A 15,318-nucleotide genomic window follows, 5' to 3' on the forward strand; every position below is an offset into this window, starting at 1 on the left:
CTTTGAGTGTGTAATGAATGCCTATTTTTATAAATGATAAAACATAAAGTTTTATTCTTAAAATGATAAATCAGATATCCAATCAATCATTAATGGATATAACATTGGTTTTTAGTATTCATTAATGATTGATTAATCTCTCAAAATCGTATTTTACGGATATAAAAATAGAAGGTAAATTGATGAGATAGCTAGACAAAAAAAATAACATCGAGCCGGAGAACAAAATGTATAACCCTAGAAAACTTCTAAAAAATGGATTGTGTGCTGTTAGTGTCGTATTCGCTAGCTCATTTATGGCTTCATTCACTCATGCTGAGCAAATTGGCATGGAATCAGCTACGCCAAATAGCCTTCTGGGTATGCTACCTCAAGCCATGGCGCCTTATTGGTCTAAACAAGGTGTTGATATTCAATTATCTCTGAATCAGACATTAACTAAATCTCTTTTAAAGATTGGACAGGGGAGTTTGGACTCGGCTGTCATTCCACCTTTGGCTTTTTCTGCGATGGAAAAAGGGGTAGGACCATATGCAAGGATGGCAGATAAAGCGAAGGCTTTGTCTAAGAATGTACGAGGATTATTTACTTTACCAGGTAGTTATTATCATGCCATTACTCGAGCTGATTCGGGTATTAATACTTGGCCTGATGCAAAAGGCAAGCGAGTTTTTATTGGACCGCCAGCAGGTGCCGCTAACTCGCAAATTATGAGTCTTGCTGCGGCAGGTGGGCTTGCTGAAGGTGAATATGAAGCCATTAAAGCGCCTTGGGGAGCGGCTGCGCAAAGTTATCAAGATGGACAGTTTGACGTGTTTGTCGGAACTTTTAGTTTGGGGTCTCAGTCTTTAGCTGAACTTAGTCTCTCCCATGATATACGCCTGCTCGGTATTCCCGGAGACAAAATGGTGCCACCTAAAGGGCTAGGTATGCAGCCAGCAGAAATACCAGCGAATACTTACCCAGGTCAGGTAAACACTCAATCAGTTTTAACTTGGCAAACTATCATGATGGTGGCCGTTAAAAAAGACCTGTCTGATGATATTGCCTATACCTTAACAAAACAGTTTGTTGAGCACCGTTTGGATTTGGCTAATTCAAATCCCCTTTTTAATGATCTCCTAACAACGGATTATTTTGTTGGTGTTAATGCTCCTCTTCATCCGGGAGCGGTAAAGTATTATCGAGAAGCTGGAATCACTATTCCTGAAGAGTTGTTGCCTCCACAGTCTTAACAACGGTTTACTAATCTTCTTATGTAATTATTCATTAAGCAAAGAGCAATGCTCTTTGCTTAAGGGAGCTTTTTATGCTTTTTTCTTCTCGTCTTTTACTCAGATTAGTTTCGTCTGTCATTGTCATATTGAGTTTAATGATATGTTTATATGGCCTTGCGAATGTGATGCCTGCTATTGGTGATTTTCGTATAGGGCCATTTCCTCTGGTGTTTTTTAGAGCCACTTTTTTTGCCTTGTGTATTGTCACCATTGCTTTTTCGATGATGGAAAGCTACCTGCTTGGAAAAACCAATATATTGGTAGCGGCTATCAGTACGGCATTCATGTTCGGCATGTTGTGGTGTTGCTGGTCTTTTTATCAAGTGAGTGCTGCGCTAGATGATGGGATGTTTTTGTTTGGCTCTAGCGAGATGTGGGTGGCGGTTTTAGCGTCAGCTGGTGCTCTGTTTTTCTGTTGGCGAATTTGGGGGATTCCCGTTGCTCTACTTGGGGTAATTGGTATTTTGTATATGGCAACAGGTCAGTATTGGCCTGGTCCCCTACAAACCGTTAGTCATGATGTGAATGAGACACTGGCGCAAAATCTCTTATACAGTTTAGATTCTGGTATTTTAGGCAGTACTTTTGCAATCGTTATTACAACGGTATTTCCCTTCATCATTCTTGGTGCATTATTGGAAGGCGTTGGTGCGGGCGACTCGATGATCCGTATTGCTTTTCATTGGATGAGAAAAACAGCGGGTGGTCCAGCTCATGCGGCGGTGTTGTCTTCTGCCTTGTTTGGAACGGTTTCTGGTAGCGCAGTAGGTAACGTGGTAGGAACCGGGGTGATCACTATTCCCATGATCAAGCGTCGCGGTTTTTCTGCCAATTTCGCTGGAGCCGTTGAAGCTTCTGCTTCTACCGGTGGGCAAATCATGCCACCCATTATGGGCGCGGCAGCGTTGGTGATGGCGGACTTTGTCGGTGTAAATTACATGACGGTCATTATTGCCGTATTAGTGCCGTCCATTGCGTATTACGCCAGTCTATTCGCTATGATTGTGTTTGAATCTCGTCGTTTAAATATCAAAGCTGATGATGAGTTTGAAGGGGTAGATAAGCCAAACAAACAAGATTATTTAAATCTTTTACTGATTTTTATCCCCCTTATTATCATTGTGGCCTTGCTCTTATATGGACTCTCGCCATCAGGCGCTTCCATTGCCGCATTGGCTTGCTTGTTCCCGCTGAGTCTTATCAATCCTGATATTAGAGCTAAGCCAGTTAAGTTGTTAAACAGTCTGTCTGTCGGCGGTAGAACCTTTGCTGGTTTGCTGATGGCGATTGCGGCCGTGAGTATTGTTATTTCCGCTTTGTCAGCCACGGGAGTTCCGGTCAAGTTTAGTGTGTTGCTGTCTAGTATCGTATCAAATTCTTTGTTGGTTTCATTACTGGTTGCCGCCCTTTGTTGCATCGTATTGGGCATGGGGATGCCAACACTGCCAGCCTACGTCACAGTGGCAACCATCGCTATTCCAGCCATGGAGCAGCTTGGGCTGGCACCACTTACAGCGCATATGTTTGTCTTCTTTATCGCTGTTGGCTCGGCCATTACGCCTCCCGTTGCTATCGCCGCTTTCGCGGCAGCCAGCATTGCGAAAGGGGGGCCAATTGGAACTTCTGTTCAGGCGTCTAAAGTCGGCATCATGATTTTTGTCATTCCATTCACCTTTGCTTTTAACCCTTTGTTACTCACGGTTGCGGACTCTGGCGTTAACTTTGAGCTCATTCCCTGGTTGTGGCTATTAGTCAAATTAGCGGTTGGAATTCTTTTGATGGCGACAGCGTTATCTGGTTTTCATGCCCATAAATTACGCTTTTACGAAGTGGCGGCACGGTTGGTTGCGGCGATTCTTTTGTTTGCTCCGGGTCTTATATGGGATCAGGTTGGCATTTCATTAGCCATCTTTTTATGGGGTTGGCATTTAAGACACGATTTAAAAATATCTCAGCGTTTTAAGGGAGCAAAATAATGACGAATATTATATACATTGTCGCTGATGATCTTGGCTACGCAGATTTAGGTTGCTACGGCGGGCGTGAAGCTCAGTTTGGTAAGGTATCACCCAATATAGATAAATTGGCAGAGGAGGGCATGATCTTTTTAGAAGGGTATGCCAATTCTCCAGTTTGCTCGCCGACCCGTTTTGCTTTAATGACTATGGCTTATCAGTATCGCCTGCGCGGTGCGTTGGAAGAGCCTATAAATAGTAAAAGCATAGGCAGTTCTACTCTGGGACTACCTCCGCATATTCCTACTTTGCCATCTCAGCTTAAAAAAGCGGGTTACTACACGGGGTTAATGGGTAAATGGCATCTTGGCTATCCACCCCATTTTGGCCCACGTTCTTCAGGCTACGATGAATTCTTTGGCATTATGGCGGGCGGTGTTGATTATTTTTCACATAAAAGTGGTCATGGTGATCATGACTTATGGATTAACGAAGAAGAGCATAAAGAAATAGGCTATCTGACAGATCTTATTTCAGAGCATTCTCTTGATTTTATCAATCGCAGGGTGGAAGAAAGTCCCGAACAGCCATTCTTCTTGAGTATTCACTACACGGCGCCTCATTGGCCATGGGAAACCCGAGATGATGCGCATTTGGCGGATAATCTTTCAACCTTATTTCACCTAGAAGGCGGCAACATCCATACTTATAGAAAAATGATCCACCATATGGATGAAGGGATTGGACGTATTATGGAAACCCTAGAAAAACATGGTATTGCGGATGACACGTTAATCGTCTTTACTAGCGACAATGGTGGTGAGCGTTTTTCTGACAACTGGCCTTTGGTAGGGGGCAAGATGGACTTAACCGAAGGCGGTATTCGTGTGCCTTGGGTGGTGCGTTGGCCTGGTGTCGTCGAAAAAGGCAGCGTTAGTATGCAGCATTGTATGACAATGGATTGGTCGCGCACCTTGCTTGAAGCGGGCAATGGTCAATTTGACCCCAATTACCCCGTGGATGGTGTGTCCTTAATGCCAGTATTAAAAGGTGAAACGGAGCGATTCGAGCGACCTTTGTATTGGCGTATGAAGCATCGTAGTCAGCGTGCTTTGCGTATCGATGATTGGAAATATCTTAAAGTGGATGAGCATGAGTACCTGTTTAACGTGACTGACGATGCTCGTGAACGAGCGAATTTGGCAAAACGCCACCCAGAGAAGCTTGCCAGCATGAGACAGCAATGGCTCGACTGGAATGCGACCATACCAGCCATACCAGAAGATGCCGTGGTGAGTCTTGGTTACAGTGTGGCAGATATGCCACAAAGGTAGTTCTAGGAAAACCAGTTCCTTAACTGGAGCTGGTTTTATTTTTTAATTATGGCATTCGATTTGATATTTCTTCTGCCGCTTCTTTAAGTTGAAATAGTATTTTATTCTCTATTTCTGCTTTTTTTAAACTATCTGATGACCAAGCTAAAGAAAGGCATCCGATCAATTTTTTATTATGCTTTTTAATGGGTACTGCAATAGCTTCTATAAGCATGCCACTATTATTTCTATGATTGTAATAAGATGATTGTCGAACACCATAACCTAGTAGCCTAGTTTGAATAACTAGTTGGTTTATCCATTCAGTATCTTGAGCAAGTTTACCCTCTTTCGTTTTTAAGTTTTTGAGTTTTTTTATTATTTCTTCTCTTTCCCAATCTTCACAAAATGATAAATAACAACGGCCAACACCTGAATATAAGAATTCAGGTCGGCATTGAGAAAGTTTTACTGTGAGAAAAGAATTTCTATCACGTGTTGTTTCAATTAACTTCATTCTGTCCCCATCTCTTACAGTAATATCAGAGGGCCAGTTTAATTTATAATAAAGTTTTTCTAATGTTGGGTTTGCGGCCTCAGCTAAACGTGCTTCTAGAGACTTAGGTCGAATATTCTCTAAAACCGAAGAAGATACGCTATACCTACTTTCATTAAGTGATCTTATTACCCAACCGTTCATCATTAATGTTTTTAAAATTCTCAACAATGTCGCTTTGTTTATACTTGTGTAGTGTTGAAGCTCGGAAAGAGTAAGTGATTGAGGCGTTTTCTTTAGAATCTCTAATACCTGCATTGCCCTAGTGACAGAATCAATTGATTTTACCATGGTATTAACCTTCAAAAGCATATTGTTCTATGCAATTTTATTTTTATAAGGTTTGAGGAGGTGTTCTTATGTTCAATGATAATATTTTAGGGAGAGGAATGTGTATTCAAAAAAAAGGATGTTGTAACATTTTTTGATATAAAAGCGCCCAAGTAAAAAGGGGATTAACACTTGAGCGTTTTTATAAAATTGAAAGTATTAGAAGGTTAATAGCTTAAGTTAATACCTAGCGCTACATTGTCAGGTGTTATGTCATAATTAGCCACTTCCGCCCAAAGAGAAACGCTTTTGCCAATTTGCTTCTTGACCTGAAAAACCCTTCCTTTGTTGTCTTTTGAATCAATATCAGAGTCTTTTTGGTAGTATGCAGCAGCAACTGAATAAGAGTCATCTATGTAGTAACGAGCAGCTAGACCTAGAGTCTTGTAGTCACCTGCAGTACCAAATGTATCCGTATTGATTTCATAAGTAGTGCCTAGGTCGATTTTGTCAAATTTATAACCGGCCGTTATTGCTGAACGTTTGTAGTCTTTTGTTGCTCCGGTTAATGTTTTGCTTGCAATAACGTGACCTACGCCAAAATTCAATCCACCTTGATTGTAAATAGCACGGAATGATTTTACATCAAGATCGTTGTGATTATCTTCTTTGACAGATAACGTTGCGGCAACAAACTTAATTCCATAAAACTTCGGAGATGCCCAAGCTATGACATCGCTTCCTTCGGATGCTTGAGCAAATAAAGTATTTCCAGATGGAGTTGCATTTCCTGAGTGGGCTTCATTGTATTCGAAATAATCTACATTAGAGTATAAGTCTCTATATTGCCCACTTACTGCTCTTGGTGCCAATATGAAGGTACCGTATGAAGTAGGGAAAATCATGTTTGTCTCTTTAACATGAATATCTGCTTCACCATCGGGGCCACCAGTATCTCTGCTATTAATAGCATCAGACAAATCCACTTTGACATTGTAAATCATCTTGAAATCATTGGATTTTATATTGCCTTTTACACCGAGCTCTGTTTCAAACGCTTCAGGGTCAAAGTCTTTATCTTCAATATTAAGCACACCTAGACTGGTGAATAAAGTAAAATTTGGCTTACTTATGGTTGTTTCTGAAGTATTTTCTGCCAAAGCAAGTTGACTTAGTATGCATGGTATAGAAATAGCCATTGATAATTTTATTTTTTTCATCATGGTAAAGCCTTTTTAATAATTATTTTTACAGGGGATTTAATGCTAACAAGAATGTTTTTTTCTGAAATAGCCTGTTTCACCTAGTGAAATGCTATATTTAAAAAATATTTTTATCATTTTTTGAGTTGATAAGTTAATCCTATATAAATGTCGAAGTTAAAAATATTGTGAGATGAGATGAGATGAGATGAGATGAGATGAGATGAGATGAGATGAGGGCTGAGTTTTATGATTATTTTTAAGGGAATTGTTTTTTATGGTTAAATATTAATTTTTCAAAAAACCGAGTCTTAATTTTAATTTTTTATTGTTTTGATGAAAACTATACGTTTTTTTGGTATAGGTTTTTCTTCTGATATTATTCAATATATAAAAGTATTAAATATAAAAAGATACAGGTAGATTTTAAGGGGCTGATATCTGCTAAAATTATTTGATACTAAAGTTTCTAAGCTTAATAAGGTAGAAGGTAATGGCGGGCATCGATAGACAAGGTATTCAAATACTTCTCACAGCAAATGAAATGGGCATGGCAGATAAAGCGGCGGTAGCGGCTGGCGTGCCAGCGTTAGATTTAATGGCCGCAGCGGGCAAAGCGGTAGCGGATGCTGTTATTGAGCGTTGGTCTAAATGCTCTGTATTAGTGCTTTGTGGCCCCGGTAATAATGGCGGGGATGGTTTTGTCATTGCTCAAATTTTACGCTCGGTAGGTTGGCCTGTTCGTTTGGCATTTCTTGGCTCTGAGGAGGCGTTATCTTTGGAAGCTAAGCACTTTTATCATGCTTGGCAAGGTGACGTTGAAGAGTATTCTGTCGGTTTATTAGAGCAAACTGATTTGGTCATCGATGCTATGTTTGGCGCAGGGTTGACTCGTCCTTTAGAAGGCAAAGCCCGCGACATAGTCGATGCCATGATTGAGCGTGAGATACCTATTTGCGCGGTGGACGTACCCAGTGGCGTGGATGGCACAACAGGGGCGGCGCTAGGTGCTGTTGCTCCTGCTGAATTAACCGTGACATTTTTCCACAAAAAGCCGGGGTATTTACTGCTTCCAGGCCGTGCTTTATGTGGTGAACTGGTTGTTGCCGATATTGGCATTCCCGTTACTGTGTTAGAAGCGCTAAATATTCAAGCATGGGAAAATAGCCCAGAGCTTTGGTATCGAGATTATCCTTGGCCGCGTCTGGATGGACATAAGTTTCATCGTGGTCATACCTTGATTTACGGTGGCGAAAGTATCACTGGAGCAAGTCGTTTGAGCGCGCGCAGTGCGCTTCGGATCGGTTCAGGGTTAGTGACGCTTGCAGCACCTATCAAAGCATGGCCTGTGTACGCTAGTGCATTAACTAGCATCATGGTGGCGAAGCTAGAGCAAACACAAGAAGCGGAGGATTTTGAAGAGTTGTTATTAGACACTCGTCATAACACCATTGTGGTTGGCCCTGGAGCGGGGCTGGCGGGGTTTGAAAGCATACGCACACGTAAGATGGTGATGACTGCTCTTAAGGCTGATCGTGCGGTCGTCCTCGATGCGGATGCGCTCAGCGCTTTCGCTAATGATCCGCAAATACTCTTTGATGCCATAAATTGTCCTTGTGTGATGACTCCTCACGAAGGGGAGTTTGCGCGACTATTTCCTGAAATCAATCAACAACATCCTAATGATAAATTAACGCGTGCTCGACTTGCGGCGCAGCAAAGTGGTGCAGTGGTTGTTTTAAAAGGGGCGGATACGGTTATTGCGGCACCTGATGGACGAGCGATTATCAATTCAAACGCACCTGCGAATTTGGCAACAGGTGGTTCTGGCGATGTATTGGCTGGGTTTATTGCAGGATTGTTGGCTCAGGGAATGTCGCCATTTGATGGAGCTGCGGCCGCAGTTTGGTTGCATGGGCAAGTTGGTAATGAAGTGGGTATAGGTTTGATTGCCGAAGATTTGCCTGAGCATCTGCCAAAAGTGTTATCTCGATTTAAAGCCCAGTATTTATCCCGTTGACGCCATAAAAAAAAGCCTTGTTCTACTAATTAGGGTTAGCAGGACAAGGCCAGTTCAACTCTAGATTTTTAAATGGGAAGCCCGTTTAGCTGACCATTTTATGAGGATCGATAACAAATTTCTTCGCAGCACCGCCGTCAAAGTCGGCATAACCTTGTGGCGCTTGGTCTAGCGAAATCATTTGCACGTTAACCGCTTTCGCAATATCGATCTTATCGAACAAGATCGCTTGCATTAATTGTCTGTGGTATTTCATGACAGGGCATTGACCAGTATGAAGTGAATGCGATTTTGCCCAACCTAAACCAAAGCGCATACTCAAGCTACCTTGTTGAGCGGCACTGTCAATGGCGCCTGGATCCTCTGTAACGTACAAGCCAGGAATACCGATTTGTCCGCCCGCGCGTGTCATTTGCATCGCTGAGTTTAATACTACTGCAGGAGATTCCTGATGGTGGTTACAGCCACAAGCATGTGCCTCAAAGCCCACACAATCCACAAAAGCATCAACTTCACGGTCTCCAAGAATAGCTTCGATTTTATCTTGAATATCACCTTCTTGTTTTAGATCGATGGTTTCACAACCGAAAGACCGAGCTTGATTAAGACGATCTTCCACCATATCACCGACAATGACACAAGCCGCACCAAGTAGGTGAGCTGATGCTGCTGCAGCCAGACCAACAGGGCCTGCGCCAGCGATGTAAACGGTGGAGCCTGGACCAACGCCTGCTGTAACACAGCCATGGTAACCCGTAGGAAGAATGTCAGACAGCAAGGTTAGACTTTGAATTTTTTCTAGCGCTTGATCCTTGTCAGGGAATTTCAATAGGTTGAAGTCAGCGTATGGAACCATTACGTAGTCGGCTTGTCCGCCGACCCAACCGCCCATGTCAACGTAGCCGTATGCTGCGCCTGGACGGGCAGGGTTAACATTCAAACAAATACCTGTTTTACCTTCTTTACAGTTGCGACAGCGACCACAAGCAATGTTAAAAGGCACAGACACTAAATCACCAACTTTGATGAATTCAACGTCGCGGCCGCACTCGATAACTTCGCCTGTAATTTCATGGCCTAAAACCAAGCCGCTTGGTGCCGTTGTTCTACCACGTACCATGTGCTGATCGCTACCACAGATGTTGGTAGTAACAACTTTAAGGATAACGCCATGATCACATCGGCGCTTGCCAAGAGAAAGTTCTGGAAAGGGAATCGTGTCAACTTTTACAGTGCCATTACCTTGATATATAACACCGCGGTTTGCATGGTTGCTCATAACAATATCCTTTTTGCTGTTGTTTATTTTTATTTGAACATGACTGATTATTTTGTCATCAGCTGAAAAAAGAATAGGCCTTTATACGACATAAAAACATGCTAAAAACGACCTAAACGTAACGAATTTTCATACTTCCTTATTTCGTCCATTTTTTTAATGGTTGCTATAAAATGACCTATTTTTAACTATTCATTGAGTATCGCTATAAGGGTTGTATTTTTAATATTATTTAATTGCTTTTTTATCTATTTATGGCGTGACTTAGATTAAGCAAGATGACAAGGAGCTTATTTTTAAAGGTAAATGAATGCCCTATAGCATTGGCAATAGAGCACTTTTTCGTGTCGGTTGAGTGATGGAAAAATTAGAAGTTATAACTCACTTTGGCCATAACGGTTGTACCATCAAAGTTGTTAGTTTTTCCATTACTATCTAAATAAGGTGTGTTACTACCTCTAGCTCGTCGGTAAGATGAGTTAGGGCCTCCTTTAAGACTTAATTGAAGCCCTGGTACTGATTTTGGAGTATAGAAGATAGCCCCACCTAACTCATATTCGTATAAATCTTGTCCTTCATATTCGAAATTAAAACCATAACGAGCTATTGCACCAAATCTAATTTCTTGACTGTATCTGTGGAAATAACTCATTAATAAAACGTTTTCTTGATCATTATAGAAATCTTTAGATAAACCTTTTGCTAGGCTGCTATCATCACCTTGTGAGTTATTTGAAAGGTGGTTTTCAAAACGACCTAAGCTACTGTCTCTTTTTGCTGAGACATAAGCATATCCTAAGGAGAATATGCCTGAAGATAAAAAGAAGTCTGTTTTGACTTCTGCAATATAAGCATCGTTGTCGAACAAGCGGTTTCTATCTGACTGGGCTTTATATTTGGATAATGAATTCACGTAAATTAGATTGGCGGATACTTTCTTAGCGGTTAGTTTTTTACTGTAGCCAATGGACTGACTTCTTAAGTAGTCTTGTCCTTCGCCAATATAATATTTGAAAGATTGACCGTCATTTTTGTAATCGACTGCAACTGTGTAAATGAAATCGATTTCTTTATTATCCTTGGTGAGTAACTCCTTTGTATCAGAGTCGTTTGGTGAAGAGTACTCGGTTAAATAGCCTGCTTTGATACCCCATTTCTCCGAATTGACTTCTGTTGTAATGCCATAATAGGCACTGGAAGTCACGCTTCCTTCCCGTGATAAAGCTCCGAACTTGTTTAGAACACGAAGACCTTCATACAAGTTAATATTCAAATTGTCATTCGTTGTGAACTTTTGTTTTAAAAAGGCCTCAGAAACTTTGTTAAAGCCTTGTGCACTTCTTTTACCATTTTTATCCACATCTACTTGAGCAATACTTTTAGCAAAAAAAACCTCACCATAATCAAGTGGTTCAACGGCGAGTAAGCCTAGGTTAAAACCATAATGATCATCAACATATACAGAATCAAAGTTATAAGAAGCAGATTGTACCCAGTTTAATATATCTGAATTTCCTGTTTTATCATATCGGCCACTTTGGACATTATCATAAAAGTTTTCAAGGCCAAATGTATGATTACTCTCTTTTAAAAAATCAATGGCTCCTGCGTTTACATAAGTAATGGGCGATAAGATACAAAGTGCAATAGCTGTTTTTTTCATTTTTTATCTCTTTTTATTTTTATATTTGAGTTTTATTTTGGGTGCATAAAGTATTGGGCTGTTAAAAAATGTACTCGTATTTAATGATTTATTACTAGTGATGCTGAGGGGGTTATTGGTAGGGTTTTATTCAGATTTATTAAATAAATTGCACTGATTGAAATGGCTGGCATATTGACTCCAAAGTATTATTTTTATTTTCTTTTTTGCTACTTTTTTTAATAAAAAATCAAGTTTTGAAACTTGATTGGAGTCATGTTAGATAAAAAAACAATATATTTTAAATGGATAATATCACTATGAGGTATCTATGGTATCGATTCCATTATTGTGTTAACAAGTAGGTAGAGTGATGGTATAAACAATGCGCTTCTTGCATTGTTAGCCTGTTAAAAAATTAGAAAAGAGAATAAAAATAATGCATTTTCGAAAATTAGACCTGAACTTATTAGTGGCCTTAGATGCGTTGATTCGTCATCAGAATGTGAGCCTAGCGGCTGAAGAGTTACATCTTAGTCAATCGGCAATGAGTAGTTCTTTATCTCGTTTACGTCGCTATTTTAATGATGATCTGTTGGTTCAAGTTGGTCGATCAATGATATTGAGTCCGCTTGCAGAGCAACTGGAGCAGCCTATACGGGATATTTTGGTGAAAATAGATGCGTCTCTAATGCTTAAGCCAGGTTTTGATCCCACTAAATCAGATCGTGAATTTCGTATTTGTGTATCAGATTATATGTTGCACACGCTTATTCCTCATGTGATTGAGATGACACAAGAGCAAGGCTGTACAGTAAAATTAAACTTTCTACCTCAGGTCAGTGATCCTAAGAAAGAGTTGGATAGAGGCGGAGCCGACCTATTGATTCTTCCAGAAATTTTTTGCTCTGATTTTCACTTCAGTGAACATTTACTGACTGATGAGTTTGCATGTGTTGTTTGGGACCAAAGCGATTTAGCGAAAGGTGATATGACGATGGACGTTTTTACCTCGGCGGGTCATATATGCATGCAACCACCTAATTCGAACCCGTCTTTCGAAACCCACTCCTATGATTTGCAGGGCGTGTACCGTCGTGTTGAGGTTCGTACTTTTAGTTTTTCTTGTATTCCTAGTTTAATTATTGGCAGTAATTTAATCGCGACATTGCAGAAACGCTTGATTGATAAAGCTATTGCACAAGGCTTGCCTCTGAAACTCTTCCCTTCACCGGTTTCATTGCCCTTGCTTAATGAGAGTATGCAATGGCATAAGTACCAAAATGTAGACTTAGGGATTATTTGGTTGAGAAAACTGATGCTTGAAGCTGTTACTAGGTTGGCAAAGTAATTGTTAGTTTTTTTAAGCATACGTATTGATTAACACATCCAACATGGCGGCCGCAGCAATGGAAAGATTGGACCTAGGTTGGCAGATTACGCCCACTCGCCGGATTATTTCAGGTTCCATAACTGGGCGGCAAATCGCGCCTTGTTCGATGGCTTGTTGTCGACAAAGTGCAGGAACAACCGCAACCCCCATACCTTCGCTGACCATGCGTCCTACTGTAGCCAGTTGATGGGCATCAAAGGCGACATTGAGCTCGATTCCAGCCTTGCTGAGAGTGTTTTCAATCATAGTTCGAACACTGGAAGGGCGTTGTAAGGTAATAAAATCGTATTGCAAAAGTGCCTGCCAACTAATGGCGTCTAGTGATTCCAGTGGGTGGCCTTGCGGCAGAATAGCAATGAATCTGTCTTCATAAAGTGGGTGAAAAGATAAATCCACAAGGTTGCTTGGTTCGAAGGAAATCCCCAGTTCCACTTGATTGTTACGCACCATTTCTACTACCACGTCGGAGAGCACATCGTCGATGGCGACCTGAATATTTGGGTAAGATTCGTGGTAATTACGTATGGCTTTTGGCAGTAAAGACGCGGCAAAAGAGGGCATGGCTGCAATGGTGATTTTGCCGAGTTGTAGGGCGAAGCGCTGCTTCATTTCGTCTTCTGCGTTTTCCCATTGAGCTAATAATCGTCTGGCAATGGGAACAAGCGCTTCGCCTTCCGGTGTTAAGGCAATATGGCGTGTGGTTCGAGTGAGTAACTTCCCTCCTAAATTATCCTCTAAACTTTTGATCGATAGACTTAATGCCGGTTGGGATAAGTGAAGTTGTGTTGCCGCGCTGGCAAAGCTCATGGACTGAGCAACGGCGAGGAAAGCTTTTACCTGTTTAATATTCATAGATACCTTTACTCGTTACATTGTGAACAGGTCTCTTCACATTATTCTCATGGTTAAATTTACATTTGAAAAACTTATTAATAAAAAGAAAAAACAAATTTAATTAATTTATAGGCTTGGGTCAAACTGGGGGGCATTAAGAATAATAAAACAGGAGAATAAAATGGCCGGTTTTGACAAAGTCGTTGCTTCATACGAAGACGCCATGATGGGGCTAGAAGATAATATGACGGTGCTCGCAGGCGGTTTTGGTTTGTGTGGTATTCCAGAGAACCTAATTGCTGAGATCAAACGCAAAGGTACAAAAGACTTAACGGTTGTCTCCAATAACTGTGGAGTGGATGGTTTTGGTTTGGGAATCTTGTTGGAAGATAAGCAAGTTCGCAAAATGGTGTCGTCTTATGTGGGCGAAAATGCTTTATTTGAAAAACAGCTGTTGAATGGCGAATTAGAAGTAGAACTTACTCCACAAGGCACGCTAGCGGAAAAAATGCGCGCTGGCGGCGCGGGTATTCCGGCTTTTTACACCGCTACTGGTGTGGGAACGCCAGTGGCTGAAGGTAAAGAAACCAAAGAGTTTCATGGCCGTGAGTACCTTTTAGAAGAAGCCATTGTTGGCGATTTTGCCATAGTAAAAGGCTGGAAGGCCGATCGTTATGGCAATGTAATTTATCGTCATACCGCCCAGAATTTTAATCCCTTAGCCGCGACCGCAGGCAAAATTACCGTTGTAGAAGTAGAAGAAATCGTTGAGGTTGGTGAGCTTGATCCGGCGCAGATTCACACGCCCGGTATTTATGTGGACCGCGTGGTGCTAGGCACTTTTGAAAAGCGCATCGAAAAACGCACCCTTAAGCCAACAGAATAAAAAGAGGTTTCTTATGTCACTTACTAGAGAACAAATGGCACAACGCGTTGCTCAAGAATTACAAGACGGCTTTTACGTGAACCTAGGTATTGGTATTCCTACTTTAGTGGCTAACTATGTACCAAAACACATGGAGGTTATGCTGCAATCAGAGAACGGCTTGCTTGGTATGGGAGAGTTTCCAACAGAAGAGACGATTGATGCGGACATGATTAACGCAGGCAAACAGACTGTGACCACAGTGAAAGGTGCGTCTACTTTTTCTTCGGCTGAATCCTTTGCCATGATCCGTGGCGGCCATGTGGATCTAACCGTTTTGGGCGCCTTTGAAGTGGATGTAAATGGCAATATTGCCTCTTGGATGATCCCTAATAAGTTGGTTAAGGGCATGGGCGGTGCGATGGATTTGGTGGCAGGGGCAGAAAATATAATAGTCACCATGACACACGCTTCTAAAAATGGCGAATCAAAACTTCTTTCTCATTGTTCCTTGCCACTTACTGGCAAAGCTTGTATCAAAAAAGTACTCACGGATTTAGCTTGGCTTGAAATCGAAGCGGGTGCATTTATCTTGAAAGAAAGAGCACCAGGGGTGTCCGTTGAAGAAATTATTGAAAAAACACAAGGTAAATTGATCGTGCCTGATCATGTACCGGAAATGGTTTTTGCCTAATAAAAATGAAAGGAGCTT

Annotated in this window: 12 protein-coding genes; 7 read left to right on the plus strand and 5 right to left on the minus strand. The window is 41.4% G+C overall.

What is annotated here, in order from left to right:
* Positions 1–227 precede the first annotated feature (227 nt).
* From C0J08_RS05705 to C0J08_RS05715, 3 genes are all read left to right on the plus strand, one after another.
* Positions 228–1,235: a TAXI family TRAP transporter solute-binding subunit gene (locus tag C0J08_RS05705; RefSeq protein WP_212655140.1), complete on the plus strand. Its 1,008-nt coding sequence runs from the start codon at positions 228–230 to the stop codon at positions 1,233–1,235.
* A gap of 74 nt (positions 1,236–1,309) precedes the next feature.
* Entirely contained in the window at positions 1,310–3,253 is a 1,944-nt protein-coding gene (locus C0J08_RS05710) for a TRAP transporter permease (RefSeq protein WP_212655141.1), read from the plus strand.
* Positions 3,253–4,566: a sulfatase-like hydrolase/transferase gene (locus tag C0J08_RS05715; RefSeq protein ID WP_212655142.1), complete on the plus strand. Its 1,314-nt coding sequence runs from the start codon at positions 3,253–3,255 to the stop codon at positions 4,564–4,566. Before C0J08_RS05710 ends, C0J08_RS05715 begins: the two co-directional genes overlap by 1 nt.
* A 46-nt stretch (positions 4,567–4,612) precedes the next feature.
* On the opposite strand, the gene C0J08_RS05720 is transcribed toward C0J08_RS05715, so the two are convergent.
* A complete protein-coding gene (locus C0J08_RS05720) occupies positions 4,613–5,392 on the minus strand; it encodes an IclR family transcriptional regulator domain-containing protein (RefSeq protein ID WP_212655143.1) in 780 nt (259 codons plus the stop codon).
* A gap of 206 nt (positions 5,393–5,598) precedes the next feature.
* Positions 5,599–6,594: a porin gene (locus tag C0J08_RS05725; protein WP_212655144.1), complete on the minus strand. Its 996-nt coding sequence runs from the start codon at positions 6,592–6,594 to the stop codon at positions 5,599–5,601.
* 472 nt (positions 6,595–7,066) lie between these two features.
* On the opposite strand from C0J08_RS05725, the gene C0J08_RS05730 reads away from it, so the two are divergent.
* Positions 7,067–8,593 (plus strand): NAD(P)H-hydrate dehydratase, encoded by a 1,527-nt coding sequence (locus C0J08_RS05730; protein WP_212655145.1) that lies wholly within the window; start codon positions 7,067–7,069, stop codon positions 8,591–8,593.
* Positions 8,594–8,678: 85 nt separating this feature from the next.
* Here C0J08_RS05730 and fdhA read toward each other — a convergent pair whose 3' ends face one another.
* Both fdhA and C0J08_RS05740 read right to left on the minus strand, forming a co-directional pair.
* Positions 8,679–9,872: a formaldehyde dehydrogenase, glutathione-independent gene (fdhA, locus tag C0J08_RS05735; RefSeq protein WP_212655146.1), complete on the minus strand. Its 1,194-nt coding sequence runs from the start codon at positions 9,870–9,872 to the stop codon at positions 8,679–8,681.
* A 367-nt stretch (positions 9,873–10,239) separates the two neighbouring features.
* Complete coding sequence (locus C0J08_RS05740; RefSeq protein WP_212655147.1) at positions 10,240–11,535, minus strand: hypothetical protein; 1,296 nt, start codon at positions 11,533–11,535, stop codon at positions 10,240–10,242.
* A 418-nt stretch (positions 11,536–11,953) separates the two neighbouring features.
* Between C0J08_RS05740 and C0J08_RS05745 the strand changes: the two genes are divergently transcribed.
* Positions 11,954–12,865: a LysR family transcriptional regulator gene (locus tag C0J08_RS05745; protein ID WP_212655148.1), complete on the plus strand. Its 912-nt coding sequence runs from the start codon at positions 11,954–11,956 to the stop codon at positions 12,863–12,865.
* A gap of 12 nt (positions 12,866–12,877) precedes the next feature.
* On the opposite strand, the gene C0J08_RS05750 is transcribed toward C0J08_RS05745, so the two are convergent.
* Positions 12,878–13,759, minus strand: a complete 882-nt coding sequence (locus C0J08_RS05750; protein WP_212655149.1) for a LysR family transcriptional regulator — start codon at positions 13,757–13,759, stop codon at positions 12,878–12,880.
* 163 nt (positions 13,760–13,922) lie between these two features.
* Between C0J08_RS05750 and C0J08_RS05755 the strand changes: the two genes are divergently transcribed.
* Positions 13,923–14,627, plus strand: a complete 705-nt coding sequence (locus tag C0J08_RS05755) for a CoA transferase subunit A (protein ID WP_212655150.1) — start codon at positions 13,923–13,925, stop codon at positions 14,625–14,627.
* Positions 14,628–14,640: 13 nt separating this feature from the next.
* A complete protein-coding gene (locus tag C0J08_RS05760; RefSeq protein ID WP_212655151.1) occupies positions 14,641–15,300 on the plus strand; it encodes a CoA transferase subunit B in 660 nt (219 codons plus the stop codon).
* Positions 15,301–15,318: the final 18 nt, after the last annotated feature.

Source organism: Marinomonas sp. CT5 (assembly GCF_018336975.1).
GTDB lineage: Bacteria > Pseudomonadota > Gammaproteobacteria > Pseudomonadales > Marinomonadaceae > Marinomonas.